Raw genomic sequence first — 25,045 nt, forward strand, 5'->3', positions numbered from 1 at the left:
GTTGTACACAAACTCTGTGTTCACTGAAGATCAAATGTGGGAGCGGGCTTGCTCGCGAAGGGCGCGACGCGGTCTTCCAGACAAACTTCAGCGCCGCAGATAAGACCCGAAATCTATATCCCCGGCACTCAATATCGCCTGCACCCGATTGTGCACATTCAACTTGCGCAAAATCGCCGACACATGCGCCTTGACCGTGGTTTCGGCTATTTCCAGGGTGTAGGCGATCTGTTTGTTCGATTCGCCCTTGGTCATGCGTTCCAACACCAGTAACTGCTTGCGGGTCAGGGCCTGGAGCAGTTCAGGCGGGAAGCTCGGGTTGTCGTTCATGCGGCGATGGGTGCCGGGTTTTTGCGTGCGGATGATGTCCGGCGGCAGGTACACATTGCCGTTGAGAATCTGCTGGATCGCCTCGGTCATTTGCAGGCGTGGCGAGGATTTGGTGATGAAACCCACCGCGCCATAGGTGATGGCTTGCAGCACGATCTGCTTGTCCTGCTCGGCCGAGACGATCACCACCGGAATCGTCGGCGCCTCGTTGCGCAGGTTGATCAGGCCATTGAGGCCGTGCATGCCGGGCATGTTCAGGTCCAGCAGGATCAAGTCCAGGTCGTCGTGTTCCTGGGTCAGCAGCAGGGCGCTGTCCAGGTCGGCGGTTTCCATCACGTCGCTGCCGGGGAAACCGTCGCTGATAACGTTATGAATGGCTTCGCGAAACAGCGGGTGATCATCGGCAATCAGAATTTTGTACATAGCCTTTCACCTCATTATTGTGTTTTTGGGTGGGGCAACAACATGCAAGTGTTCGGGTCAGGGGAAGGGCTCGGGCTGGGCCGGCGCAACAGGCAGGTTCGCCGCTTGCCAGGCATCCAGGCCATCGCGATACCAATACACTGACTTATAGCCCATGGCGGTGGCGCGTTTTACCGCGTTCCAGCTCAACCAGCAATCGGAGCGGCAGTAGAAGACCAGCGGTTGCTGGTGGTCGCCGTCGGTGAATGTGTCCAGATTACGCGCAAAGTAAGCCTGCCAGTCAGGCGTCAGATCACCGTCACCGGTATTGGCCAGCCAATGGCTGCCGGGCAGGTTCGCGTGGGGCTGGTCTTCGATGAACCGTCCTTGCAGCCACTGGCGACGGTAGACGTCGATCAGCACCGGGCGCGGTGTCTGGTTGAGCAGGGTTTGCAGGGCGGGGGTGTCGAGGATGGTCGCGCCTTGCAACTGATTCGGCGTCGGGCTGCGGTACAGGCTGATGCGGTAGCCGTCAGCGGAGAACAGCGGGGTTTCGGCCTGCGCGGTACTCAGCAACAGGCTGAGCGACAGGGCAGCGAGGCAAGGGCGTAGCAGACGACGTCGGGCACGCGGCATGGGGGTTCAATCCTTATAGTTATGAACCCATTACATGCCAGTCGCGGTGTGAAGGGAATGCGACGATAGACAGGTAAAGCAGTACTAAAGTAGTAATTTCCCCAAGTTTGATGGAGATCTAATTGTGGGAGCGGGCTTGCTCGCGAATGCGGTGTATCAGTCAGCATTGATGTCAACTGACACACCGCATTCGCGAGCAAGCCCGCTCCCACAGGGGATTTGTGTTGTTAGCCAGCCTTGCGCAGGGCGGCGTGTTGCGGGTTGAAGGTGAGCACGGCGAGCAGCACAAACACCAGCGTCAAGCCCACGCACACCGCCAGGGCCAGCGGGTTGAAGCGTTCATACAAGGCAAACCGCACCAGCTCGACAGCGTGGGTAAACGGATTCAACGCACACAACCAATACAACCACTCACTCGACTCACGCATTTTCCACAGCGGATACAACGCCGACGACAGGAAAAACAGCGGGAAGATCACGAAATTCATCACCCCGGCAAAGTTTTCCAACTGGCGGATCGCATTCGACAGCAACAACCCCAGCGCACTCAGCATCAACGCCACCAGCAACAACGCCGGCAACGCGATCAGCAAGCCCATGGCCGGCGGTTGCACGCCGTAGACCCAGGCAATCCCCAGGAACGCATACACCTGCAACAGCGAAATCAGCGAGGTCGCGAGCAATTTGCTGCACAGCAGGAAAATCCGCGGCAGGGGGCTGGTCAGCAACACGCGCATGCTGCCCATCTCCCGGTCGTAGACCATGGACAGCGAACCCTGCATGCCGTTGAACAGCAGGATCATGCAGGCCAGCCCCGGAATGATGTACACCTCGTACGGAATGTAGGTGTCGTAAGGCTCGATGATCGCAATGCCCAGCGCCGCGCGAAACCCGGCGGCGAACACCAGCAGCCACAATAACGGCCGCACCAAAGCGCTGAGAAACCGCGTGCGCTGCAACACAAAACGCAGCCATTCGCGCAACACGATGCCGCTGAAACACTGCCAATACGCATTCATCGGGCGGCTCCTGCGGTGGTCAGTCGGGCGAAGGCAGAACCGAGGTCACCGCCGTGTTCCAGGCTCAGGGCGTCGGCTTGTCCGGCGGCGACCAGCCGGCCTTGATGCAGGATCAGCAAGTCATCGCTGGCCTGCACTTCATCGAGTAAATGCGTGGTCCAGAGCACGCTGATGCCTTGCTCGCGGCACAGGCTGCGGATGTGTTGATTCAGCGCCAGGCGACTGGCCGGGTCGAGGCCGACGCTGGCCTCGTCCAGCAGCAACAAACGCGGCTCATGCAGCAACGCCCGAGCGATTTCCACCCGGCGCCGGTGGCCGCCATTCAGTTCGCGCACTTTTTCGCGACGGCGTTCAGTCAGGGCTTGGCGCGCCAGTTCAGCGTCGACACGCAGGCCGGTCTGGCGCCGGGACATGCCGTGCAGCGCCGCGTGATAACGCAGGTTTTGTTCGACGCTGAGGTCCAGGTCCAGCGTGCTTTGTTGAAACACCACACCCAACTGTTTGAGCGCCGGGCGCGGGGCATCGCGCAACGAGCAGCCGCCGACCCGGATATCGCCCCGCTGTAGATCGTAGAGTCGGGTCAGCAGGGCAATCAGTGTCGATTTCCCCGCACCGTTCGGCCCCAGCAACGCCGCAAAGCGCCCCGGCACCAGGCTGAAACTCACCTGGCGCAGCGCTTCTTTTGCGCCATAAGCGAAACTCAGCTCGCTGACTTCCAGGGCGTTCATGGGGTCACCACCACGCCCCACGGATAGCGCCCGACCTTGACCGATTTGCTGACCTTGAGGCTGTCGACATCAATCACCGACACATCGCCGCTGACGCCGTTGGTGGCAAGCAATTGCTTCTGATCCGGGGTGAACGACATCTGCCACACGCGCCGGCCGACCAGCAGGTAATCCAGCACTTCGAAAGTCTTGGCGTCGACCACCGCCACATGGTTGGCCGGGCCGAGGGCGACGAAGCCGTACTTGCCGTCGGCGCTGAGTTTGATTCCCACTGGCTGCACCTTGTCCGGGTGCACGCCCTTGATCTGGAAGTTCACGGTCTTGAGGACCTTGCGCGTCGCCACGTCGAGAATCGTCACCGTGCCGCCGATTTCCGCCGAGGCCCACAGCTGCGAGCCGTCCGGTGAAAACTCGACGAAGCGCGGCCGCTGATCCACCAGCGTGCTGTCGGCCAGGGTCTGGGTGCTGGTGTCGATCCAGTGCAGCATGTTGGTGGTTTCGCTGGTGTTCACCGCCCATTTGCCATCGGGGCTGACGGCCATGCCTTCCGGCTCGACGCCGACGTTGATCTGGCTCAGCACCTTGGAGGTTTCGGTGTCGATCACCGTCACCAGCGCATCGTCTTCGTTGGAAACGTAGAGCCAGCGGTTATTCGGATGCAGCGCGAATTGTTCGGGATCTTTGCCCGACGGCAGCTCCTTGATGATCTTGCGCGTGGCCACGTCCATCACCTGGACCCGGTCCGAGTCGCTGGCGCAGATGTACAACAACTTGCTGTCGTGGGACAGCAACAGACCGCGCGGGCGCTGGCCGACGGGCAGGGTATCGGTGACTTGCAGGGTCTGCATGTCGATCAGGCTCAGGCTGTTGTCCTTTTCGTTGGAGATCCAGGCAGTGCTGGCCACGGCGTGCCCGGCGGCAAGCAGCAGGGCGCATGAGAGCAGGGTACGGCGCATGGCGGATTCCTTTTTATTGTCGTTGTGATGGAAAAAATCAGGGAAAGCGGCAGGTCACTTCGGGCTTGTCGTAGCCCAGGCTGTCCATTTCGTTGAACGGGTGCAGGAAACCGTCCTGGGGCGAGGTGCTGACCAGCGCTCGCGGTTGCACGATGGGAATCGGTTGGCGCAACTGGCCGTTCCACGGCCGAAAACTGAGCTTGCGACCCTTGAAACCGTCCAGCGGCAATTGATCGCTGATCTCCAGCGCGCGGATCGCCATCGGATCGACCTGTCGCAGTTTGCTCACGGCACTGGCGATGCTGCGCACGGCCATCCACGCGGCGAAATCCCGGTCATTCATCCAGCGCCCGGCCATGGCCTCGAAGCGTTTTTGCAGTTGCGCGGCGCCGTAGGTTTCCACGGTTTTGTGCCAGCCCACCGGGGTCAGGCCCTGAGTCCCGGCGACCGGACGCGGATACCAGGTCTGGTAAGGCACGTATTCGCCGAAGTCGCCGCGCTCGTCCGCCACCAGCACTACGTCGTATTCGGCGGTCTGGGTGAACAGCGGCATGTCGGCCTGGGCGCTGCGGCGTTGATCGTTGTCGAAGCTCCAGGCTTTTTCCGCCACCAGTTTCAGACCGAAGCGCTTGGCGGCGCGGCGCAGGGCGGCGGCATAGGCTTGATCGTCCGGGGTCGGGCCGACGATCAGCAGCGCCCGTTGCCATTTGCGCACCACCAGGAATTGCGCCAGCGCATCGGCGAGCATTGCCCGGCTCGGCAAGGTGTGCAGCACGTTCGGCAAGCAGTCGGTGGTGCGCAGGCTGTCATCCGGGCTGCCGGCGTTGAACAGCAAACTGTCGGTCAGCACCGCGCTGAGCCGGCGCAGGGTTTCCACCGGTGCGTTCACCACAAACAGGCGCAGGCCTTGAGCGTGCTGGGCCTTGGCGGCTTCGATCAGAGCGTCCGGGTTGTCGGTGCTGGCGCTGATCAGGCTGTAGCTGTGGTTGAGAAAACGTCCGGTGCTGTTGCTGTCGGTGATCGCCAGTTCAGCGCCGCGCAGGCCGGCATCGGCGGGTTCGGGAATCACATTCGACAGCAGCGGCCCCGGATCGGGGCGATAGCCCAGGTAGCCGATCTGCACCTGCAACGGCGCGTCGGCGGCCTGACTCTGGGTCGCCAGCCCGGCGGCGCAGGCAATCGCCAGCAGGTAGATCAAGGCGTAAGGGGCAAGCTGGCGCATTAGGGCACTCCGTTACAGGTAGCGCCAGCATAGGAAGCCCGAGGGGCAGAGGAAATATGCAGAAAGTACCGCTAAGCCAGTACCAAGGTAGTAGCTCATCCCGGGCGGCGCGGTTTTAGCATGGGTTTCAACGGCCATCACTGAGGAGGAGATCGACCATGCGTATTCTCAAGGCGCTGCTCCTGCCGTTGCTGCTGATCTTGACCCTGATCGGCGTCGACAAACTGCACGGCCCGCGACCGACGCTGGTGCAGATGTCGCCCGCGTTGCCGGGGCGCTAAGCGTGTCGGCGCTGTGGCGGATCAACCTGTGGGTCTGCGGCTTTTTCGCCCTGGTGACCCTGGCGTGCATGGCGTTGCTGGTGCATCAGGCGCTGGCGGATGTGGAACGTGAGCTGCAATCCGCCGAAGCGGTGGTCGAGTATTTGAGCGAAACCGCCGAGCGTGACCCGGTCAGCCTGCAACCGCGCCTCACCCGCAGTTTGCGCCACGTACGGGTGCGTTGGCTGGAACCGGGCGAAGCCGCGCGGCTGCCGGTGCAGGACGGCCTGGATGCCTGGCTCGGACGGCTGCTGTTCGCCGACGCCCGTCACAGCGCCCAGGTGTTGGATTTGAAGGATGGCCGGCGGGTGATGATTGCGGTCGATCCGCGAGACGAGATCGATGAGGTCTGGGATTCGCTGCAACAAGTGCTGTTCCTCTGCGGTTTGGCGTTGCTGGTGAGTCTGTTGGCCATTCGCTGGGCGGTGCGCCGGGGCATGGGCCTGCTCGACGAATTGCTCCGCGCCTTGCAGCAGGTGTCCGCCGGCCAGCTCAACGTAAGGCTGCGCGGGCAAGGTGTGCCCGAGGCGCGGCAACTGGCGACCCACTTCAATCGCATGACTGGCGCGCTGGAACAGGCACGCGCCGATAACACCCGACTCACGCAAACCTTGCTCGCGGTGCAGGAGCAGGAACGCACGCATTTGGCGCAGACCCTGCACGATGACCTCGGTCAGTACCTGGCCGGGATTCGCGCGCAAGCCTGTTTGTTGCGCCTGGTGGCGGATCAGCCAGACACCGTCGAACGCACGGTGCGCGAGCTGGAGCACAACTGTGAGCATCTGCAACAGGGCTTCCGCGCGCTGGTGCACGACTTGTACCCGGTGGTGCTGCAACACCTGCCGTTGTCCGAAGCCTTCGGTTTGCTGGTGGAGCAATGGCAGGGCCGCCAGGGCATCGATTGCCAATTGCGGGTCAGCGCGCAATTACCGGCGTTGTCGGGGCCGAGCAAAACCCATCTGTATCGCCTGCTGCAGGAAGCCTTGACCAACATTGCCCGCCACGCCGAGGCCAGTCAGGTGCGGGTTCGATTGCAGCATCGTGGCGGGCGCTTGCGATTGCTGATCCGCGATAACGGGCGCGGTGCCGCCCAGCCGCAACGGCCAGGCGTGGGGCTGTACTCGATGTTCGAACGCGCCCGCAGCCTTGGCGGCGAACTGCGGATCATCAGCCACCCCGGCGCCGGTTGGGCGCTGGCCTTGAGCATGCCTTTGGAGGCGTCATGAATATTCTGCTGGTCGATGACCATGCGGTGGTCCGTCAGGGCTACGCCAGTTTGTTGCGGGCGCTGTTGCCAGCGATGGAAGTGCGCGAAGCCGCTACCGGTGAAGAAGCGCTGATCCGGGTCCAGGAAGCGGTGCCGAACCTGGTGATCATGGATTTCGGTTTGCCGGGTATCAGCGGCCTCGAAACCACTCGACGCCTGCGCCAGCGCTTGCCGCAATTGCGCGTGCTGTTTTTCAGCATGCACGATGAACTGCCGTTGGTGCGTCAGGCGCTGGAGGCGGGGGCTTCGGGCTACCTGACCAAAAGCTCGGCACCGGAAGTATTGATCGAAGCGGTACGGCGGATCCTCGCCGGGCATGCCTATATCGAGCAGCCACTGGCCACTCAACTGGCGTGCCACCCGCAACAGGACGCCAGCGATCCGCGCTTGCAGAGCATGACCCAGCGCGAACTGGAGATCTTCGTGATGCTGGCCAAAGGCACGCCGGCGCGGTTGATTGCCGAGCAGCTGAATATAAGCAGCAAGACGGTTTCCAATCACCTGACGTTGCTGAAGAGCAAGTTGCAGGTGACGTCCCATACGGAGCTGGTGCATTTGGGGATTGATATGGGGGTGGTGCGCAAAGCGGGCTGACTCTGTCTGACAGGCAAAAAAGGGTCCCCTGTGGGAGCGGGCTTGCTCGCGAATGCGGTGTGTCATTCAGCATTGATGTTGCCTGACACACCGCCTTCGCGAGCAAGCCCGCTCCCACAGTGGTTTGGTGTTGTATCGGGGGTTTGGGTTACTTGTCCCAAGTGGTTGGACAGCCTTTGCACCCCTCCATATTCGCATCCTGAAAATTCGCATAATGCTGCCGCGCGCCGCTGAGGTTCGCCTGTTCCAGGTTGCTTTCGCCGAACTTGGCCTCTTGCAAATTGGCATCGCTGAGGTTGGCGCCCTTGAGGTCGGCCTTGCTCAGCCAGGTCATTTCCAGGTCGGCGGCGCGCAGGTTGGCGTTGTGCAGTCTGGCCCCGGAGAGACGGGCGAATTGCAGGTAGGCGGCGCTGAGGTTGGCGTTTTCGAATTGCGCGCCTTGGGCGAACAGGCCCCAACCCTGGATCGCCATCAGCGTCGCGCCGGTGAAATCGGCCAGGCGCAAGTTGCTTTGTTGCAGGCTGGCGCGGGTCAGGTTGGCGCCTTGCAGTTGGGCTTTTTCCAGGTTGGCGAGATCGAGGCGGGCGTGCCGCAAGTCGGCATCGCGCAGGTCGGCGCCGCTGAGGTTCATGCTGCGCAGGTCCTGATTGCTCAGGTTCGCGCCCTTGAGATTCGCGCCGGGGCATTGGCTGTGCTCGGCGAGGGTGCAGCCGTTGATGATGAGAGGGGCGTCGTCGCCGTCGTCGGCGTAAGCGAGGGGAAGGGTCAAGAGCAGCAATAAAGGCAGATATCTCATCACGAAACCTCTAAGTGGGTATCGGTAGGCCTTCACGTAGCAGCTGTCGAGTGAAACGAGGCTGCGTCGACGGTGTGCCTGACACACCGCTAACGCAGCCTCGTTTCACTCGACAGCTGCTACGTGAGTCGTATCGGCAAGGTTGGCGGCGTTACTTCTGGGCGGTCTTGTTATCCCAACTCGGAATCTTGAACACCCAGAACGACCCGCCCTGAGCCACTGGCTTGGTCAGCTCGGCCATATCACCGCCCCACAACGGCACCGCGCCGCCGTAGCCGACGGTCACGCCGACGTATTGCTCGCCATCCTGTTCCCAGGTGATCGGCGGCGAGACGATGCCGCTGCCGGTCTGGAATTTCCACAGTTCCTCGCCAGTCTTCGCATCGAACGCCTTGAAGAAACCGTCGCCCGTCCCGGTGAACACCAGGTTGCCCTTGGTCGCCAGCACCCCGGCCCACAACGGCAAGTGTTCCTTGTGCTCCCACACCACTTTGCCGGTGGTCGGGTTCATCGCGCGCAGGGTGCCGACGTGATCGTCATACATGCGCTTGATGCGGAAACCCATGCCCAGGTACGCCGAGCCTTTCTTGTAGTTGACCTCTTCGGTCCAATATTCCTCTTTCCACTGGTTGCCTGGAATGTAGAACAGCCCGGTGTCCTGGCTGTAAGCCATCGGGTTCCAGTTCTTGCCACCGAGGAACGGCGGCGAGACTTCCACGGATTTGCCCTTGGTTTCTCCCGGCAACGGTTTGGCCGGACGCTGGCCGGGATTTTCCACCGGCCTGCCGGTTTTCAAGTCGATGTGGCTGGCCCAGCTGATGTTGTCGACGAAGGGGAAGGCGTTCTGCAATTTGCCGTTGTTGCGGTCCACCACGTAGAAGAAGCCATTGCGGTCGGCGTGACCGGTGGCCTTGGTCACTTTGCCGTCCTTGTCCTTGTAATCGAACAGCACCAGCTCGTTGTTGCCGGAGAAATCCCAGGCGTCGTTCGGGGTGTGCTGGTAGAACCATTTCACCTCGCCGGTGCTCGGATCGACGCCGACCTGGCCCGAGGTGTAGAGGCTGTCGAAATCGTGTGGGTTGCCGTCCTTGGAGGTGCGCGCCCAGGTGTTCCACGGGCCGGGGTTGCCGGCGCCGACGATGATGGTGTTGGTTTCCGCATCGAAACTCGCGCTCTGCCAAGGCGCGCCGCCGCCGTGGCTCCAGGCCTCGACCTTGCCGGTTTCGGTGGTCGGGTCATTCGGCCACGACGGTGCTTTCACGTCACCGGTGGTGGTGCTGTCCTTGCCGTTCAAACGGCCCATGTGACCTTCGACAAAGGGGCGCATCCAGACTTCTTCGCCAGTGTCCGGATCCCTTGCAAACAGCTGCCCGACCACGCCGAATTCGTCGCCGGAACTGCCGTGGATCAACAGCACCTTGCCGGTGACTTTGTCTTTGATCAGCACCGGGGCGCCGGTCATGGTGTAGCCGGCGGCGTGGTCACCGAATTTCTTGTTCCACACCACTTTGCCGGTGTTCTTGTCGATGGCGATCAGTCGCGCATCGAGGGTGCCGAAGTAGATCTTGTCGCCATAGATCGCCGCCCCGCGATTGACCACGTCGCAGCACGGGCGAATGTTGTCCGGCAGGCGATGGTTGTAGGTCCACAGGCGCTTGCCGGTCTTGGCGTCGAGGGCAAACACTCGCGAGTAGGAACCGGTGACGTAGACCACGCCGTCGCTGACGATGGCCTGGGATTCCTGGCCGCGCTGCTTCTCGTCGCCGAACGAGTAGGACCAGGCCGGGGTCAGCTTGAACACGTTCTTGTCGTTGACCTGGGCCAGCGGGCTCCAGCGTTGCGCGTTGGTGCCCATGCCGTATTGCAGCACGTCCTTGGTGGTCAGGTGATCGTTGGCGATGTCTTCCCAACTGACGTTGTGCGTGGCGGCGGCCGGTTCGCTCGCGGCATGGCCGGCAGCGCTCAGGGACAGGCTGCCCACCAGCAGAAAAGCCTGCACGGCGATAGACAGGGGGGAAAGGGCGGGTAGCGATCTTATTGTCATGGTTGCAGTTCCCAGTGGAGGTTTTGGCCTGCACAGGGTGGTGCGCCGGGCGGCTGGGCGGATACGGAAAAAGTCCCGCTGTTGCCGGGAAGACTTCCCAAACCGCACCTGATTTGGGTGTGCGCCACAAGCCCTACTACCAAGGTACTGGGCGGCGGCCACCAAAGCAGCATGGGGTTGCGGCGAAGTGCTTCCTAAGATGGTTGCCATAGCCTCTTCAAAGAGGTTTTGCGTGCAATCCTGAGGGCATAACAATGACAACAAAACGCAACGCCTTGCTGGTTGCCGGGCTGCTGGCCGGTTTTATCAGCGCAGGTTCGGTCTGGGCCCATGGCAACGTGGTGCCGCAAGCGGTGGCAACTCCGGGCCTGACCCCGATCAAGGACGCCGGCGTGCCGCTGGATGCCGATGGCTGGGCGTCAGTCAACCCGTATCGCACCTCGCCGCAACACGATAAAGCGGTGGAAATCGGCTCGTCGGCCTACAACCAGAACTGCGCGGCCTGCCATGGCCTGGAAGCCAAATCCGGCGGCATCGCTCCCGACTTGCGCATGCTCGATGTCGGCGATGCCGGTGATGAGTGGTTCGTCGAACGGGTGCGTCACGGCGCGGTGCGCGATGGTCGTGTCTACATGCCGAAAATGGCCGATTACCTGAGTCAGGAAGCCCTGTGGGCGGTGCGTACTTACCTGGACAGCGTGCACGTCGAGGAGTAATCCATGCGCCTGCTCGCTGTGTTGATCAGTGCTGTGTTGCTGTGCTGCCAGGTGGCGCAGGCGCAGGTCCGTACCTATGACCAAATGATCGCCGCGGGGGAGCTGAAAGTCGCGGTCTACAAGGATTTCGCCCCCTACAGTTTCGAGGATGCCGGTCAGGCTCGGGGCGTTGATGTCGATCTGGCGCAAGCCTTGGCCACGGCGCTGGGCGTGAAGCTCAAACTGATCTGGGCGCCGGCCGGCGAGAAGCTCGACGACGACCTGCGTGATTACATCTGGCGCAGCAGCCAATTGCACAATCAGCAATTGGCTGACCTGATGATGCGCGTGCCGTATGACCGCGATTACTCACAAAAGCGCAACGAACTCGGTGAGCTGGAAAACGATCACGTGGTGATGTTCGGCCCCTACCAGAATGAACAATGGCAAGTCGCATTTGACCGCCGTCGCCTGGATTCGGTAGGCAGCGTCGCGGTGTTTGAGCAGCACCCGATCGGCGTCGAAGTCGACAGCGTGCCGTCGTTCTACCTGACCTCGGTGTTCAACGGCATGCTCGCCGCCAAGACCCACCACTACCCCGGCGTGCCCCAGGCCTTTGCGGCGATGAAGGCTGGTGAAGTCGATGCGGTGATGGCGATGCGCGGCGAAGTCGACTGGCAAGTGCATGAGGCCCACGACCCGCAAGTGGCGCTGGCGGAGAACGCCTACCCGAACATGGGCAAGCAACGCTGGGAAATCGGCATGGCGGTGCATGAAAGCAATCGGCAATTGTCGTACGCCGTGGAAGAGGCGCTGGAAGCGTTGATCCGTGAAGGCAAGGTGCAAGCGATTTACGCCGGTTACGGCCTGCAATACGAAGTGCCGGAGATGTACCAATAGTGAACTGGCGAGCGAGTTGCCTGCTGGCCTGCTGGCTGCCGATGGCTGCCCATGCAGCGGAGATCGATCCGGGTAAAGACCCGGTGCCGTCGGTGATGTGGGCGTTCTATCACAAGCAAATGCTCGGCGACGCCCCGTTCGTGTTCGATGCGCGGGTCAAGCTGCTGGCGCCGCCGTTCGCTGAAGATGCGCGCCAGGTGCCGCTGGAAATCGACGCCCGGGCGTTCAAGGGCGAAGTGGTAAAAATCCTCGCCTGGGCCGAACTCAACCCGTTGCCGAAAATCGTCGATTTCCAACCGCTGGAGCGGGTGCTGCCGTGGTTGTCGATCCGCATCCGCATCGAGCAAGCCACACCATTGCGCGCAGCGGTGCTGACCCGCGATGGGGTGTGGCACGTCGGCTCGACCCTGATCGATGCGGCGGGCGGCGGTTGTACGGCGCCGAGCGTGGTGCGTACTCAACCGGGCTGGGAAGAACACATCGGCGAAGTGCTCGGCGGGCGTTATCCCCGTGGCGAATACAGCCGCGTGCGCTTGCAGGTAGCGCACCCGATGGACAACGGTATGGTCAGCGGCATCCCGGAATTCTTCATCAATCACGCCGAACTGCGGGATCAGAACGATCAACTGCTGGCGCGTCTGGAACTGTTTCCCGCCGTCAGCGAAAACCCCAACCTGACCTTCGACATCGAAGGGGCAGGGCAGACGCGCCTGTTGTTGCGCGACAACAGCGGCAATCAATTCGATGCGGCGATACCCTGACCCAAAGGAGCGCGTCATGCGTTGGATGTGGCTGTTGTTGATCGGTCTGAGCCTGCCGGCCCTGGCGGAGCTGGAATACTCGCTCAAGCCTCGGCTGATCGCTGCCGACACCTGGTTGCTGGAAGGCAGTACCGACAATTTCGCCAAGGCCAACGGGGGCAACATCGTCAACACCGGGTTCATCGTTACCGAGCGCGGGGTGGTGGTGATCGACACCGGACCGTCGAAACGCTACGGCGAAGCGCTGCGCAAGGCGATTGCGGCGGTCACCGATAAACCGGTGATCGAAGTGTTGCTGACCCATCATCACCCCGACCATGCACTGGGCAATCAGGCCTTCACCGACGTGCCGATTGGTGCGCTGGCCGGCACCACCGAGCTGCTGCATCAGCAGGGCGATGCGATGGCCGAGAACATGTATCGCCTGGTGGGCGACTGGATGCGTGGCACCGAAGTGGTGTTGCCCAACGAGACGCTGACACCGGGCGTACGCAGTTTTGGGAATCACGATTTGCGCCTGCTAAGCCTGGGTGGGCATACGGGCGCTGATCTGGCTATTCTCGACCAGCAAACCGGCGTGCTGTTTGCCGGGGATCTGGTGTTTTATCAGCGAGCCCTGACCACCCCGAACAGTCCGGGGCTGGCGGTGTGGCTGGCGGACATCGCCACCCTGCAAGGCTTGCCCTGGACCCTGATCGTGCCCGGCCACGGACCGGTGGCTACGGATGCCAAACCCTTCGAGCAAATGCGCGACTACCTGACCTGGCTCGATCAACTGCTGCGCGACGGCGCCGTGAATGGCAGCGACATGGCGGAGATGATCCGCAGCCCGATTCCCGAGCGCTTTGGCGGGATCAGCCTGAGTCGGTATGAGCTGATTCGCAGTGTCAGCCACCTGTACCCGCGTTACGAACGCGCCCAAATGACCCGCATCGATTCCACCGCGCAAAAATAAACACCATCAATCCCCTGTGGGAGCGGGCTTGCTCGCGAAGAGGCCGGCACATTTAACATCATTGTCGTCTGACACACCGCCTTCGCGAGCAAGCCCGCTCCCACAGGGGTTCCATGTCGGTCGCTACATCGACCCCGTACTAAGGAACTAGCAATCTCAACACTGCGGGCAATTGTTGCAGAGGCGGCGGCGCCCAAGAATCTGCACCAGACCGGGAAAATTTCCCGGGTATAACAAAAACCGCAGAGGTAGCCGTCATGACCCAACCCGCACGTCGCCAACCCTTCGTCTTGAGCGTGCTGCTCAGTGCCATGCTGTTGTCCGGCTCGGCATTGGCCGCCGTCACTGACCAGGACATTCTCCAGGACCCCAAGAACCCGGAGCAGATCGTCACCAACGGTCTGGGCGTCCAGGGTCAGCGCTACAGTCCGCTGGACACCCTCAACGTCGACAACGTCAAGGACCTGCGGCCGGTCTGGGCCTTTTCCTTCGGCGGTGAAAAACAGCGCGGCCAGCAAGCGCAGCCGATGATCAAGGACGGCGTGATGTACATGACCGGCTCCTACTCGCGGGTGTTCGCGGTGGACGCGCGCACCGGCAAGAAACTCTGGCAATACGACGCGCGCCTGCCGGATGACATCCGTCCGTGCTGCGACGTGATCAACCGTGGCGTGGCGCTGTACGGCGACCTGGTGTTCTTCGGCACCCTCGACGCCAAGCTTGTGGCCCTGAACAAAGACACCGGCAAAGTGGTGTGGAGCAAGCAGGTAGCCGATCACAAGGAAGGCTATTCCATCAGCGCCGCACCGCTGGTGATCAACGGCAAACTGATCACCGGCGTGGCCGGTGGCGAGTTCGGCGTGGTCGGCAAGATCTCCGCCTATGACCCGAAAAACGGCGAGCTGCTGTGGACCCGGCCAACGGTCGAAGGCCACATGGGCTACGTCTACAAGGACGGCAAAGCGGTAGAGAACGGCATCTCCGGCGGCGAAGCGGGCAAGACCTGGCCCGGCGACTTGTGGAAAACCGGCGGTGCGGCACCGTGGCTTGGCGGTTACTACGACCCGGAAACCAATCTGCTGCTGTTCGGCACCGGTAACCCGGCGCCGTGGAACTCGCACCTGCGCCCTGGCGACAACCTCTACTCCTCGTCGCGCCTGGCGCTGAACCCGGACGACGGCACGATCAAATGGCACTTCCAGAGCACGCCCCACGACGGTTGGGACTATGACGGCGTGAATGAGCTGGTGTCGTTCAACTACACCGAGGGCGGCAAGGAAATCAAAGCCGCCGCCACCGCTGACCGCAACGGCTTCTTCTACGTACTGGACCGCACCAACGGCAAGTTCATCCGCGGCTTCCCGTTCGTGGACAAGATCACCTGGGCCACCGGCCTGGATAAGGATGGTCGGCCGATCTACAACGAAGCCAGCCGTCCCGGCGCGCCCGGCTCTGAAGCCAAGGGCAGTTCTGTATTCGTCGCCCCGGCGTTCCTCGGCGCGAAAAACTGGATGCCGATGGCCTACAACAAGGACACCAAGCTGTTCTACGTGCCGTCCAACGAGTGGGGCATGGACATCTGGAACGAAGGCATCGCCTACAAGAAAGGCGCGGCGTTCCTCGGCGCCGGGTTCACCATCAAACCGTTGAACGAAGACTACATCGGCGTGCTGCGCGCCATCGATCCGGTCACCGGCAAGGAAGTCTGGCGCCACAAGAACTTCGCGCCGCTGTGGGGCGGGGTGCTGACCACCAAGGGCAACCTGGTGTTCACCGGCACGCCGGAAGGTTTCCTCCAGGCGTTCAATGCCAAGACCGGTGAAAAGGTCTGGGAATTCCAGACCGGCTCCGGCGTGCTTGGCTCGCCTGTGACCTGGGAAATGGATGGCGAACAGTACGTCTCGGTGCTCTCCGGCTGGGGCGGCGCGGTGCCGCTGTGGGGTGGCGAAGTGGCTAAGCGCATCAAGGACTTCAACCAGGGCGGCATGCTCTGGACCTTCAAATTGCCGAAAGACCTGGTAGTGGCCAAACACTAAAACCCTGCCCCTCTGCATAACCCCTGTGGGAGCGAGCTTGCTCGCGATGATGGCTGCACATTCAACATTGATGTGTCAGACAGACCGCTATCGCGAGCAAGCTCGCTCCCACAGGGTTATTTGTCACAGGGGGATTTGCGCCAGACCTACTACCAAATAACGAGAGTCCCCCCTCCAACGGCGCATTCGTCTGGCGCGCGGGGCTCTCTACTATCGGTGCATCGCCTGTTTGCCCGACAGGCATCGACCCAGACAGAGGCCCACCATGATCTACGCACAACCAGGCACACCCGGCGCCGTCGTTTCCTTCAAGCCGCGCTACGGCAATTTCATCGGTGGCGAATTCGTGCCGCCGGTCAATGGCGAGTACTTCACCAACACCTCGCCGGTCAACGGCGAAGTGATCGCCGAGTTCCCGCGCTCCAGCGCCGCCGACATCGACAAAGCCCTCGACGCTGCCCACGCCGCTGCCGATGCCTGGGGCAAGACCTCGGCCCAGGATCGCTCCCTGGTGCTGCTGAAAATTGCTGACCGCATCGAACAAAACCTGGAAATCCTCGCCGTCGCCGAAACCTGGGACAACGGCAAAGCCGTGCGCGAAACCCTCAACGCCGACGTGCCGCTGGCCGCTGACCATTTCCGTTACTTCGCCGGTTGCATCCGCGCACAAGAGGGCGGCGCCGCCGAGATCAACGAGCTGACCACCGCCTATCATTTCCACGAGCCGTTGGGCGTGGTCGGGCAGATCATCCCGTGGAACTTTCCGTTGCTGATGGCCGCGTGGAAACTCGCCCCGGCCTTGGCTGCCGGCAACTGCGTGGTGCTCAAGCCTGCCGAGCAAACGCCGCTGTCGATCATGGTTTTCGCCGAGCTGATCGGCGACTTGCTGCCGGCCGGCGTGTTGAACATCGTGCAAGGTTTTGGCCGCGAAGCTGGTGAAGCCCTGGCCACCAGCAAGCGCATCGCCAAGATTGCCTTCACCGGTTCCACCCCAGTGGGCGCGCACATCATGCATTGCGCCGCCGAGAACATCATCCCGAGCACCGTGGAACTGGGCGGCAAGTCGCCGAACATCTTCTTCGAAGACATCATGAACGCCGAGCCACAGTTCATCGAGAAAGCCGCTGAAGGCCTGGTGCTGGCGTTCTTCAACCAGGGCGAAGTCTGCACCTGTCCATCCCGGGCGCTGGTGCAGGAGTCGATCTACGACGACTTCATGAAAGTGGTGATGCAGAAGATCGTCAAGATCAAGCGCGGCAACCCGCTGGACACCGAAACCATGGTTGGCGCCCAGGCGTCCGAGCAGCAATACGACAAGATCCTCTCGTACCTGAAAATCGCCCAGGAGGAGGGCGCGGAGCTGCTGACTGGCGGCGCGGCGGAACGCCTTGAGGGCGATTTGTCGACGGGTTATTACATCCAGCCGACCCTGCTCAAGGGCCACAACAAAATGCGCGTGTTCCAGGAAGAAATCTTCGGTCCGGTGGTGGGCATCACCACCTTCAAGGACGAAGCCGAAGCCCTGGCGATTGCCAACGACAGCGAGTTCGGCCTCGGCGCCGGCCTGTGGACCCGCGACATCAACCGCGCCTACCGCATGGGCCGGGCGATCAAGGCCGGGCGCGTGTGGACCAACTGCTACCACTTGTACCCGGCCCATGCCGCGTTCGGTGGTTACAAGAAGTCCGGCGTTGGCCGTGAAAACCACAAGATGATGCTCGACCATTACCAACAGACCAAAAACCTGCTGGTGAGCTACGACATCAATCCGATGGGGTTCTTCTAATCCCGTAACAACACCGCAATCACCCTGTGGGAGCGAGCCTGCTCGCGAATGCGGTCTGTCATTCAATATCAATGTTGAATGTGCTGGCCTCTTCGCGAGCAGGCTCGCTCCCACATGGGTTTCATGTGTACTGAAAAACCCGCAACACCCCCTACCAATGCACGCCGCCACCTCCTTCGAAAGTAGCATTCGGGCCCTTGGCGCGCCGTGCATTAATGGCTTTACCGGAATTGCCCGGCACAAGAAGAGGATTGACCCATGTGGACTAAACCCGCGTTTACCGATCTGCGTATTGGCTTCGAAGTGACGATGTATTTCGCCAACCGTTGATTGATCACCCGGCCAGCCGCAGCGTTGGCCGGGCCTGCCTTCTGGAGCATTGCTCATGCATATCCGGGTTCTCGGTTCCGCCGCTGGTGGTGGCTTTCCGCAGTGGAACTGCAACTGTCGCCAGTGCACCGGCGTGCGCAACGGCAGCCTGCGCGCACAACGCCGCACGCAGTCGTCGATTGCGGTCAGCGACAACGGCGTGGACTGGGTGCTGTGCAATGCTTCACCGGACATTCGTGCGCAACTGGAAAGTTTCCCGGCGCTGCAACCGGCGCGCCGATTGCGCGATACCGCCATCGCCGGAGTAATCCTGCTGGACAGCCAGATCGACCATTGCACCGGCCTGTTGAGCCTGCGCGAAGGCTGCCCACATGATGTGTGGTGTACCGAGCGGGTGCATGAGGATTTGAGCAGCGGCTTTCCGTTGTTCAGCATGCTCAAGCACTGGAACGGCGGCTTGCAGTGGCAACCGATTGGACTGGCGCGTGAGCCGCTCAGCATCCCGGCTTGCGCGCACCTGCAATTTCACGCGATTCCCCTGGTCAGCAACGCACCGCCGTACTCGCCCAACCGTGGCAACCCGCAGCCGGGCGACACCATCGGCCTGTTTATCGAAGACCTGCGCACTGGCGCCTCGGTGTTCTATGCGCCGGGGCTGGGGCAGGTCGATGAAGAAGTCTTGAGCTGGATGCAGCGTGCCGATTGCCTGCTGCTGGACGGCACGTTGTGGCGCGACGACGAAATGCGCGTGTGTGAAGTCGGGCAGAGCCTGGGCAGTGAAATGGGGCATCTGGCGCAAAGCGGGCCTGGCGGGATGCTCGAAGTGCTGGAAGGTTTTGGGCGTCAGCGCAAGGTGCTGATCCACATCAACAACACCAATCCGATTCTGGATGAAGACTCGGCTGAGCGGGCGTTGCTGGAGCGGCGGGGGATAGAAGTGGCGTTTGATGGCATGAGTATTGAGTTGTAGCGAAGTGCCCTATCGCGAGCAAGCTCGCTCCCACAGGGGATTGTGGATGTACACAAAATCTGTGCTCACACCGGACCAATGTGGGAGCGAGCTTGCTCGCGATGAGGCCGGCCCAATCACCGCAAAATCCGGAGATAAGCAATGCCCACCCCTCCAATGTCCCCCAGCGAATTCGAACAGGCCCTGCGCGCCAAAGGCGCCTATTACCACATCCATCATCCCTTCCACCAAGCCATGTACGCCGGCCGCGCCAGTCGTGAGCAGATCCAGGGATGGGTCGCCAATCGCTTCTATTACCAGGTCAACATCCCGCTCAAGGACGCCGCGATCCTCGCCAACTGCCCGGACCGCGACGTGCGCCGGGAATGGCTGCAACGGATTCTCGACCACGACGGCGCGCCCGGCAGCGAAGGCGGGATCGAAGCCTGGCTGCGCCTGGGCGAAGCGGTAGGTCTGGACCGCGAACAAATCCTCTCCCAGGAACTGGTCCTTCCCGGTGTGCGTTTCGCCGTGGACGCCTACGTCAATTTCGCCCGTCGCGCCTGCTGGCAGGAAGCGGCCAGCAGCTCGTTGACCGAACTGTTCGCCCCACACATCCACCAATCCCGACTCGATGCGTGGCCGACTCATTACCCGTGGATCGACGTCAGTGGCTACGACTATTTCCGCACGCGTCTGAGTCAGGCGCGGCGCGATGTCGAGCACGGTTTGCGCATCACCCTGGCGCATTACGTCACGTTCGAAAGTCAGCAACGGATGCTGGAAATCCTCCAGTTCAAACTCGATGTGCTGTGGAGCATGCTCGACGCGATGAGCATGGCCTACGAGCTGGAACGCCCGCCATACCACAGCGTCACCCGCGAAAACGTCTGGCACCGGGGGATTGCCCTGTGAGACTGATCAGCCGCGAACAGTTACCGGCCTTGCGCCAGGGTTTTCGCCTGCAATGGGAACCCCGGCAGGATTGCCACGTGCTGCTGTACCCCGAAGGCATGATCAAACTCAACGCCAGCGCCGGGCAGATCCTCGATCTGGTGGATGGCAAACGCAGTGTGGCGGCGATTATCAATTTGCTGTGCGCGAGTTTTCCCGGTGTATCGGACATCGACGAGGACGTGCTGGCGTTTCTGGAGGTGGCCCGTGCGCAATTCTGGATCGAGTGATGCGCCACCGGGGCCGCCACTGTGGCTGCTGGCAGAACTGACCTATCGCTGCCCGCTGCAATGCCCGTATTGTTCCAATCCGCTGGATTTCGCCCAATCCGGTGAGGAACTGAGCACCGAAGAATGGATTCGCGTGTTCCGCGAAGCGCGGGACATGGGCGCCGCGCAACTGGGATTCTCCGGTGGCGAACCGTTGGTGCGCCAAGACCTCGCCGAGCTGATCAAGGCTGCGCGGGACATGGGTTATTACACCAACCTGATCACCTCCGGCATCGGCCTGACCGAGCAAAAGGTCCGCGACTTCAAGGTCGCCGGGCTCGACCATATCCAGATCAGTTTCCAGGCCGCCGACGAAGCGGTGAACAACATGCTCGCCGGCTCGCGCAAGGCCTTCGCCCAGAAGCTCGCGATGGCTCGCGCCGTGAAAGCCCAGGGCTATCCGATGGTGCTGAACTTCGTCACCCACCGGCACAACATCGACCGAATCGACCGGATCATCGACTTGTGCCTGGAGCTGGAGGCGGATTTCGTCGAGCTGGCTACGTGTCAGTTCTACGGTTGGGCCGAACTCAACCGCGTCGGGCTGTTACCGACCCGCGATCAGTTGCAGCGCGCCGAGCGTATTACAAACGAGTACCGCGAACGGCTTGAAGCCCAGGGCCACCCGTGCAAATTGATCTTTGTCACCCCGGACTATTACGAAGAACGCCCGAAAACCTGCATGAACGGCTGGGCCAACCTGTTTCTCGACATCACCCCGGACGGCACCGCATTGCCGTGCCACAGCGCCCGACAACTGCCGGTGCAGTTTCCCAATGTGCGCGAGCACAGCATCGAACACATCTGGACCGACTCCTTCGGTTTCAACCGCTTTCGCGGCGACGACTGGATGAAGGAACCGTGCCGTTCCTGCGATGAAAAGCACAAGGACTTGGGCGGTTGCCGCTGCCAGGCGTTCATGCTGACCGGCGATGCCGAAAATGCCGACCCGGTGTGCAGCAAGTCGCCACACCACGGGGTGATCCTCAAGGCCCGCGAGGAGGCCGACGCGCCGGGGCAGGGCATGGAGCACCTGACGTTGCGCAATGAAAAGGCTTCGCGGCTGATCTATCGCGGATAAGTCTGGAGTTGACACAAATCCCCCTGTGGGAGCGGGCTTGCTCGCGAAAGCAGTGTGTCAGTCACCATCCATCTCAACTGACCCACCGCCTTCGCGAGCAGGCTCGCTCCCACAGGAGACCAGCGGTGGATTCAAGATCGTGCTACCCATTGGTCTGATTGCATTCGCAGCCGGATGCTTTAGTGTGGATCTACCTTCCAAAACAATAAAAACAGGCTTTCCAATGAGCCAGAATCTCAGCCAGTTGCGTAAATTCGTTTCGCCTGAAATCATTTTTGGTGCCGGTTGCCGGCACAACGTCGGCAATTACGCCAAGACCTTCGGCGCCCGCAAGGTGCTGGTGGTCAGCGACCCCGGGGTGATTGCCGCCGGTTGGGTCGCGGATGTCGAGGCCAGCCTGCAAGCCCAGGGCATCGATTACTTCCTGTATAGCGATGTCTCGCCCAACCCCCGGGTCGAAGAAGTCATGCTCGGCGCCGAGTTGTACAAGGAAAATCACTGCGATGTGATCGTGGCGATCGGTGGCGGCAGCCCGATGGATTGCGGCAAAGGCATCGGCATCGTCGTGGCCCACGGGCGCAATATTCTGGAATTCGAGGGCGTAGACACCATCCGCGTACCGAGCCCGCCGTTGATCCTGATCCCGACCACTGCCGGCACCTCGGCGGACGTCTCGCAATTCGTGATCATTTCCAACCAGCAAGAACGCATGAAGTTCTCCATCGTCAGCAAAGCCGTGGTGCCCGACGTGTCGCTGATCGACCCGGAAACCACCCTGAGCATGGACCCGTTCCTGGCGGCTTGTACCGGCATCGACGCGTTGGTGCACGCCATCGAAGCTTTCGTCTCCACCGGTCACGGGCCGCTGACCGACCCGCATGCGTTGGAGGCGATGCGCCTGATCAACGGCAACCTGGTGCAGATGATCGCCAACCCGACGGACATCGCCCTGCGCGAAAAGATCATGCTCGGCAGCATGCAGGCCGGGCTGGCGTTCTCCAACGCGATCCTTGGCGCGGTGCACGCGATGTCCCACAGCCTCGGCGGCTTTCTCGACTTGCCCCACGGCTTGTGCAACGCGGTGCTGGTGGAACACGTGGTGGCGTTCAACTACAACTCGGCGCCAGATCGCTTCAAGGTGATCGCCGAGACCTTCGGCATCGATTGCCGGGGCCTGAATCACCGGCAGATCTGTGGGCGTTTGGTGGAACACCTGATCGCGTTGAAACACGCGATCGGCTTCCACGAAACCCTGGGCCTGCACGGGGTGAGCATGGCGGACATTCCGTTCCTGTCGCGGCACGCGATGCACGACCCGTGCATCCTGACCAACCCGCGCGAGTCCAGTCAGCGAGATGTCGAGGTCGTCTATGGCGAAGCCCTCTGACGAGCAGCAACGGGCGCTCGCCGGACTGCTGGGATTAGGCAGCCACTCGGCGCGCAAGAGCCACTACCCGGAACTCAACGCGCGCCTCGACGAGCTCGAAGCCGAACGCAATCGCTACAAATGGCTTTTCGAAAACGCCGTGCACGGGATCTTCCAGGCCAGCCTGCTGGAAGGCATGCGCGCGGCCAACCCGGCGCTGGCGCGGATGCTTGGCTATGACAATCCGCAGGAGGTGCTGTTTTCCCTGGCGGACCTGGCCAGCAACCTGTTTGTCGGCGGTGCGAAGGAGCTGGAACGCATCGGCGAGATCCTCAAGACCGAACGCAGCCTGCACGGCTATGAAACCCAATTGCGGCGCAAGGACGGCAGCAGCCTCGACGTGCTGATGAACCTGTTGCTCAAGCCTGATCAGGAAGGCCTGGTGGAAGGCTTTGTCGCCGACATCACTGAACGCAAACTTGCCCAGCAACGCTTGCAACAACTCAATGACGAATTGGAACAGCGGGTCACCGCGCGCACCGACGAATTGCTCGAAGCCAACCACAACCTGCAACAGCAAATCACCCAGCGTAAACAGATCGCCCAGGCCCTGCGCGATGCCCGGGACGCTGCCGAGGCGGCCAATCGCAGCAAGGACAAATACCTCGCCGCCGCTAGCCATGACCTGCTGCAACCGCTCAACGCTGCGCGGTTGCTGATCTCGACCCTGCGCGAGCGCAAGTTGCCCGATGTCGAGCAGGTGCTGGTGGAACGCACGCATCAGGCGCTCGAGGGCGCAGAGGATTTGCTCACGGATTTGCTGGATATCTCGCGCCTCGATCAGGCAGCGGTGAAGCCGGACGTCGCGTTGTATCGGCTCGACGAATTACTCGCGCCACTGGTCTCGGAATTCCAGTCGGTGGCCGAGGCGGCGGGGCTGAACTTGCGTGTGCACATGGGCGATTTTGCGATCAGCACCGACCTGCGCCTGATGACGCGGATCTTGCGCAACTTCCTCAGCAACGCCTGCCGCTACACCGACGAGGGCTGCATCCTGCTTGGCGCGCGTCGTCGGGGCGATAACCTGCGTCTGGAAGTCTGGGACACCGGGCGCGGGATCGCGGCGGATCGGCTGGATTCGATCTTCCTCGAGTTCAATCAACTGGACGTTGGCCGCGCCGCTGACCGCAAAGGTGTGGGCCTCGGCCTGGCTATTGTCGAACGTATCGCGAAGATTCTCGGCTACCGGATTCAGGTGCGCTCATGGCCGGGACGCGGGTCGGTGTTCAGCATCGACGTGCCGATTTCCCATGAAGTGCCGCTGCCGATCAGCCTCGCTGCGCCGCAACCGGGCACCGGTAATCCGTTGCCGGGCCGCCGTTTGCTGGTGCTGGACAATGAAGTCAGCATTCTTGAAAGCATGAGCGCGTTGCTCGGGCAGTGGGGCTGCGAAGTGGTGATCGCCACCGATGAGTTTTCGGCGTTGGCAGCGTTGCAGGGGCGCGCGCCGGAACTGATTCTGGCGGACTATCACCTCGACCATGGGGTGGTGGGCTGTGACGTGGTGCGGCACTTGCGCGAGCATTTCGACCGGGCCATTCCGGCGGTGATCATCACCGCCGACCGCACCGACCAATGCCGCCGCTCCCTGCAACGACTCGACGCGCCACTGCTGAACAAACCGGTGAAACCCGGCAAGTTGCGCGCGGTGTTGAGTCAGTTGCTGGGTTAGGCGAGTGCGCGGTATTGCAGGCTGAACCCCAGTTCGGCGGTTTGGCCTTGCTCCAGCAAACGCAAACCTGGCCGGCCGGGCAAGTGGTGCGCGTTGACTGGGTGGCTCACCGGTTCGATGCAGAAAAACCCCAGGCCCACCGGGCAATAGAGCAGGTAGTAATCGCTGCCGGTGGCTTGGCATTCGAGTTCATAACCCAACTCCGGTTGCTGGATCAGGCAGTTGCCGTCCCATTCGCAGAAGCCGTTGTCCACCAGGGTTTCAGGCAAAGCCTTGAGCTGCTGGAAATCCCAGGCTTCGGGTATCGCGCTGAGTTGGGTCGGCAATTTTGCCGCATCGCACAACCAGACTTGCCGGGCCTTGGCCTGCAATTGGGTGTGCGCGGTGCGTGGAAAGTAAGGGTGCAAACCGAGGCCGTGCCACACCGCGTATTCGCCGAGATGAGTGACCTTCAGATCGATGCTCAACCGTCCTTCGCTCAAGTGGAAACGCTGCTCGGCGCGGTAGGCGAAAGGGCTGGTGCTGTCGAGTTGCAGGACGGCTTCGTTGGCGGTCCGGGAAACGATCCGCCACGCCTGTTGCCAGGCGCTGCCGTGGATCGGCAGGGGATCGGTGAGGCTGTTGGGCTGCAGCGCGAGCCAGCCTTCGGGGCAGTCGAAACCGCCTTCGGAAATCCGGTTGGACCAGGGCGCCAAGGGATAGCAGCCGAGTTTGCCGGGCAGGCCGGTGTTCAGTGCTTGGGCGTCGTTGTGGCGCAACAGCGGCTGGCCGGTGCTGCGAACCGTCCAGTTGACGATGCTCGCCCCGAGTTCCGGGGCGAGGGTGAGGTGGGTGAGGTTGTCTTCGAGTTCGAGCAGTTTCATGATTTTTGTTCTGCGTGAAGGGTTGAAAAGATCGCAGCCTTCGGCAGCTCCTAC

At 61.8% G+C, this 25,045-nt stretch carries 25 protein-coding genes; 16 read left to right on the forward strand and 9 right to left on the reverse strand.

Features of this window, described 5'->3' with window-relative positions; all coding sequences use genetic code 11:
• Positions 1-87: 87 nt before the first annotated feature.
• The 6 genes from LOY68_RS12860 to LOY68_RS12890 all read right to left on the reverse strand — a co-directional run bounded on the left by LOY68_RS12860 (position 88) and on the right by LOY68_RS12890 (position 5,293).
• Complete coding sequence (locus LOY68_RS12860; protein WP_054047333.1) at positions 88-753, reverse strand: response regulator transcription factor; 666 nt, start codon at positions 751-753, stop codon at positions 88-90.
• 57 nt (positions 754-810) lie between these two features.
• Positions 811-1,368, reverse strand: a complete 558-nt coding sequence (locus tag LOY68_RS12865; RefSeq protein WP_054615166.1) for a PQQ-dependent catabolism-associated CXXCW motif protein — start codon at positions 1,366-1,368, stop codon at positions 811-813.
• 227 nt (positions 1,369-1,595) lie between these two features.
• Positions 1,596-2,387: an ABC transporter permease gene (locus tag LOY68_RS12875; RefSeq protein ID WP_265044954.1), complete on the reverse strand. Its 792-nt coding sequence runs from the start codon at positions 2,385-2,387 to the stop codon at positions 1,596-1,598.
• Positions 2,384-3,115, reverse strand: a complete 732-nt coding sequence (locus LOY68_RS12880) for an ABC transporter ATP-binding protein (RefSeq protein WP_265044956.1) — start codon at positions 3,113-3,115, stop codon at positions 2,384-2,386. The genes LOY68_RS12875 and LOY68_RS12880 overlap by 4 nt, the downstream gene beginning before the upstream one ends.
• Entirely contained in the window at positions 3,112-4,071 is a 960-nt protein-coding gene (locus LOY68_RS12885; protein WP_265044957.1) for a YVTN family beta-propeller repeat protein, read from the reverse strand. Before LOY68_RS12885 ends, LOY68_RS12880 begins: the two co-directional genes overlap by 4 nt.
• 37 nt (positions 4,072-4,108) lie before the next feature.
• Positions 4,109-5,293 (reverse strand): ABC transporter substrate-binding protein, encoded by a 1,185-nt coding sequence (locus tag LOY68_RS12890; protein WP_265044958.1) that lies wholly within the window; start codon positions 5,291-5,293, stop codon positions 4,109-4,111.
• A gap of 158 nt (positions 5,294-5,451) precedes the next feature.
• Here LOY68_RS12890 and LOY68_RS12895 point away from each other — a divergent pair, with 158 nt between their 5' ends.
• From LOY68_RS12895 to LOY68_RS12905, 3 genes are read left to right on the forward strand one after another with little or no spacing between them, the layout of a single operon-like run.
• Positions 5,452-5,574 (forward strand): hypothetical protein, encoded by a 123-nt coding sequence (locus tag LOY68_RS12895; RefSeq protein ID WP_265044960.1) that lies wholly within the window; start codon positions 5,452-5,454, stop codon positions 5,572-5,574.
• A gap of 2 nt (positions 5,575-5,576) precedes the next feature.
• Entirely contained in the window at positions 5,577-6,839 is a 1,263-nt protein-coding gene (locus tag LOY68_RS12900; RefSeq protein WP_265044961.1) for a sensor histidine kinase, read from the forward strand.
• Positions 6,836-7,474 carry a response regulator transcription factor gene (locus LOY68_RS12905; RefSeq protein WP_265044963.1) on the forward strand — a complete coding sequence of 213 codons (639 nt, stop codon included), beginning with the start codon at positions 6,836-6,838 and terminating at the stop codon, positions 7,472-7,474. Before LOY68_RS12900 ends, LOY68_RS12905 begins: the two co-directional genes overlap by 4 nt.
• A 148-nt stretch (positions 7,475-7,622) precedes the next feature.
• Here LOY68_RS12905 and LOY68_RS12910 read toward each other — a convergent pair whose 3' ends face one another.
• Positions 7,623-8,270, reverse strand: coding sequence for a pentapeptide repeat-containing protein (locus LOY68_RS12910; RefSeq protein ID WP_265044965.1), 648 nt, complete (start codon positions 8,268-8,270; stop codon positions 7,623-7,625).
• Positions 8,271-8,421: 151 nt separating this feature from the next.
• Complete coding sequence (gene exaA / locus LOY68_RS12915) at positions 8,422-10,314, reverse strand: quinoprotein ethanol dehydrogenase (protein ID WP_265044966.1); 1,893 nt, start codon at positions 10,312-10,314, stop codon at positions 8,422-8,424.
• A gap of 254 nt (positions 10,315-10,568) precedes the next feature.
• Here exaA and pedF point away from each other — a divergent pair, with 254 nt between their 5' ends.
• The 13 genes from pedF (at position 10,569) to LOY68_RS12980 (ending at position 24,128) form a co-directional block, all read left to right on the forward strand.
• Positions 10,569-11,030 carry a cytochrome c-550 PedF gene (pedF, locus tag LOY68_RS12920; RefSeq protein ID WP_054047345.1) on the forward strand — a complete coding sequence of 154 codons (462 nt, stop codon included), beginning with the start codon at positions 10,569-10,571 and terminating at the stop codon, positions 11,028-11,030.
• A gap of 3 nt (positions 11,031-11,033) precedes the next feature.
• Positions 11,034-11,909: a substrate-binding periplasmic protein gene (locus LOY68_RS12925; protein WP_265044968.1), complete on the forward strand. Its 876-nt coding sequence runs from the start codon at positions 11,034-11,036 to the stop codon at positions 11,907-11,909.
• Positions 11,909-12,670, forward strand: coding sequence for a quinoprotein dehydrogenase-associated SoxYZ-like carrier (locus tag LOY68_RS12930; protein WP_265044970.1), 762 nt, complete (start codon positions 11,909-11,911; stop codon positions 12,668-12,670). Before LOY68_RS12925 ends, LOY68_RS12930 begins: the two co-directional genes overlap by 1 nt.
• 16 nt (positions 12,671-12,686) lie before the next feature.
• A complete protein-coding gene (locus LOY68_RS12935; RefSeq protein ID WP_265044972.1) occupies positions 12,687-13,625 on the forward strand; it encodes a quinoprotein relay system zinc metallohydrolase 1 in 939 nt (312 codons plus the stop codon).
• Between the two features lie 257 nt (positions 13,626-13,882).
• Positions 13,883-15,661: a PQQ-dependent methanol/ethanol family dehydrogenase gene (locus tag LOY68_RS12940; RefSeq protein WP_265044973.1), complete on the forward strand. Its 1,779-nt coding sequence runs from the start codon at positions 13,883-13,885 to the stop codon at positions 15,659-15,661.
• A gap of 265 nt (positions 15,662-15,926) precedes the next feature.
• Positions 15,927-17,447 carry an aldehyde dehydrogenase family protein gene (locus tag LOY68_RS12945; RefSeq protein ID WP_163909686.1) on the forward strand — a complete coding sequence of 507 codons (1,521 nt, stop codon included), beginning with the start codon at positions 15,927-15,929 and terminating at the stop codon, positions 17,445-17,447.
• Between the two features lie 258 nt (positions 17,448-17,705).
• The gene (pqqA, locus tag LOY68_RS12950) at positions 17,706-17,777 is read left to right on the forward strand and encodes a pyrroloquinoline quinone precursor peptide PqqA (RefSeq protein ID WP_003253598.1); all 72 of its coding nucleotides are present in this window, start codon (positions 17,706-17,708) and stop codon (positions 17,775-17,777) included.
• 55 nt (positions 17,778-17,832) lie between these two features.
• Entirely contained in the window at positions 17,833-18,747 is a 915-nt protein-coding gene (gene pqqB, locus LOY68_RS12955) for a pyrroloquinoline quinone biosynthesis protein PqqB (RefSeq protein WP_265044975.1), read from the forward strand.
• Positions 18,748-18,888: 141 nt separating this feature from the next.
• Positions 18,889-19,641 carry a pyrroloquinoline-quinone synthase PqqC gene (gene pqqC, locus LOY68_RS12960; protein WP_265044977.1) on the forward strand — a complete coding sequence of 251 codons (753 nt, stop codon included), beginning with the start codon at positions 18,889-18,891 and terminating at the stop codon, positions 19,639-19,641.
• A complete protein-coding gene (gene pqqD, locus LOY68_RS12965) occupies positions 19,638-19,910 on the forward strand; it encodes a pyrroloquinoline quinone biosynthesis peptide chaperone PqqD (protein ID WP_265044978.1) in 273 nt (90 codons plus the stop codon). Before pqqC ends, pqqD begins: the two co-directional genes overlap by 4 nt.
• Entirely contained in the window at positions 19,888-21,030 is a 1,143-nt protein-coding gene (gene pqqE / locus LOY68_RS12970; RefSeq protein ID WP_265044980.1) for a pyrroloquinoline quinone biosynthesis protein PqqE, read from the forward strand. Before pqqD ends, pqqE begins: the two co-directional genes overlap by 23 nt.
• Positions 21,031-21,253: 223 nt before the next feature.
• On the forward strand, positions 21,254-22,417 hold the full coding sequence (gene ercA, locus LOY68_RS12975) for an alcohol dehydrogenase-like regulatory protein ErcA (protein ID WP_265044981.1): 1,164 nt from the start codon (positions 21,254-21,256) through the stop codon (positions 22,415-22,417).
• Positions 22,401-24,128, forward strand: coding sequence for a NahK/ErcS family hybrid sensor histidine kinase/response regulator (locus LOY68_RS12980; RefSeq protein WP_265044982.1), 1,728 nt, complete (start codon positions 22,401-22,403; stop codon positions 24,126-24,128). Before ercA ends, LOY68_RS12980 begins: the two co-directional genes overlap by 17 nt.
• Here LOY68_RS12980 and LOY68_RS12985 read toward each other — a convergent pair.
• Positions 24,125-24,991, reverse strand: coding sequence for an aldose 1-epimerase (locus LOY68_RS12985; RefSeq protein WP_265044984.1), 867 nt, complete (start codon positions 24,989-24,991; stop codon positions 24,125-24,127). The two genes, LOY68_RS12980 and LOY68_RS12985, sit on opposite strands and share 4 nt — an antisense overlap.
• Between the last annotated feature and the right edge of the window lie 54 nt (positions 24,992-25,045).

This window comes from Pseudomonas sp. B21-053 (genome assembly GCF_026016365.1).
Classification (GTDB): domain Bacteria; phylum Pseudomonadota; class Gammaproteobacteria; order Pseudomonadales; family Pseudomonadaceae; genus Aquipseudomonas; species Aquipseudomonas nunensis.

Excerpts from the sequence above, each read along its gene's own strand:
- LOY68_RS12895 (WP_265044960.1), top strand. The coding sequence starts at position 5,452 with ATGCGTATTCTCAAGGCGCTGCTCCTGCCGTTGCTGCTGATCTTGACC.
- LOY68_RS12925 (WP_265044968.1), top strand. The coding sequence starts at position 11,034 with ATGCGCCTGCTCGCTGTGTTGATCAGTGCTGTGTTGCTGTGCTGCCAG.
- LOY68_RS12910 (WP_265044965.1), bottom strand. The coding sequence starts at position 8,270 with ATGAGATATCTGCCTTTATTGCTGCTCTTGACCCTTCCCCTCGCTTAC.
- LOY68_RS12890 (WP_265044958.1), bottom strand. The coding sequence starts at position 5,293 with ATGCGCCAGCTTGCCCCTTACGCCTTGATCTACCTGCTGGCGATTGCC.
- LOY68_RS12860 (WP_054047333.1), bottom strand. The coding sequence starts at position 753 with ATGTACAAAATTCTGATTGCCGATGATCACCCGCTGTTTCGCGAAGCC.
- exaA (WP_265044966.1), bottom strand. The coding sequence starts at position 10,314 with ATGACAATAAGATCGCTACCCGCCCTTTCCCCCCTGTCTATCGCCGTG.
- LOY68_RS12885 (WP_265044957.1), bottom strand. The coding sequence starts at position 4,071 with ATGCGCCGTACCCTGCTCTCATGCGCCCTGCTGCTTGCCGCCGGGCAC.
- pqqC (WP_265044977.1), top strand. The coding sequence starts at position 18,889 with ATGCCCACCCCTCCAATGTCCCCCAGCGAATTCGAACAGGCCCTGCGC.
- pedF (WP_054047345.1), top strand. The coding sequence starts at position 10,569 with ATGACAACAAAACGCAACGCCTTGCTGGTTGCCGGGCTGCTGGCCGGT.
- LOY68_RS12880 (WP_265044956.1), bottom strand. The coding sequence starts at position 3,115 with ATGAACGCCCTGGAAGTCAGCGAGCTGAGTTTCGCTTATGGCGCAAAA.
- ercA (WP_265044981.1), top strand. The coding sequence starts at position 21,254 with ATGAGCCAGAATCTCAGCCAGTTGCGTAAATTCGTTTCGCCTGAAATC.
- LOY68_RS12940 (WP_265044973.1), top strand. The coding sequence starts at position 13,883 with ATGACCCAACCCGCACGTCGCCAACCCTTCGTCTTGAGCGTGCTGCTC.
- LOY68_RS12865 (WP_054615166.1), bottom strand. The coding sequence starts at position 1,368 with ATGCCGCGTGCCCGACGTCGTCTGCTACGCCCTTGCCTCGCTGCCCTG.
- LOY68_RS12945 (WP_163909686.1), top strand. The coding sequence starts at position 15,927 with ATGATCTACGCACAACCAGGCACACCCGGCGCCGTCGTTTCCTTCAAG.
- LOY68_RS12905 (WP_265044963.1), top strand. The coding sequence starts at position 6,836 with ATGAATATTCTGCTGGTCGATGACCATGCGGTGGTCCGTCAGGGCTAC.
- pqqB (WP_265044975.1), top strand. The coding sequence starts at position 17,833 with ATGCATATCCGGGTTCTCGGTTCCGCCGCTGGTGGTGGCTTTCCGCAG.
- LOY68_RS12980 (WP_265044982.1), top strand. The coding sequence starts at position 22,401 with ATGGCGAAGCCCTCTGACGAGCAGCAACGGGCGCTCGCCGGACTGCTG.
- LOY68_RS12875 (WP_265044954.1), bottom strand. The coding sequence starts at position 2,387 with ATGAATGCGTATTGGCAGTGTTTCAGCGGCATCGTGTTGCGCGAATGG.
- LOY68_RS12985 (WP_265044984.1), bottom strand. The coding sequence starts at position 24,991 with ATGAAACTGCTCGAACTCGAAGACAACCTCACCCACCTCACCCTCGCC.
- LOY68_RS12935 (WP_265044972.1), top strand. The coding sequence starts at position 12,687 with ATGCGTTGGATGTGGCTGTTGTTGATCGGTCTGAGCCTGCCGGCCCTG.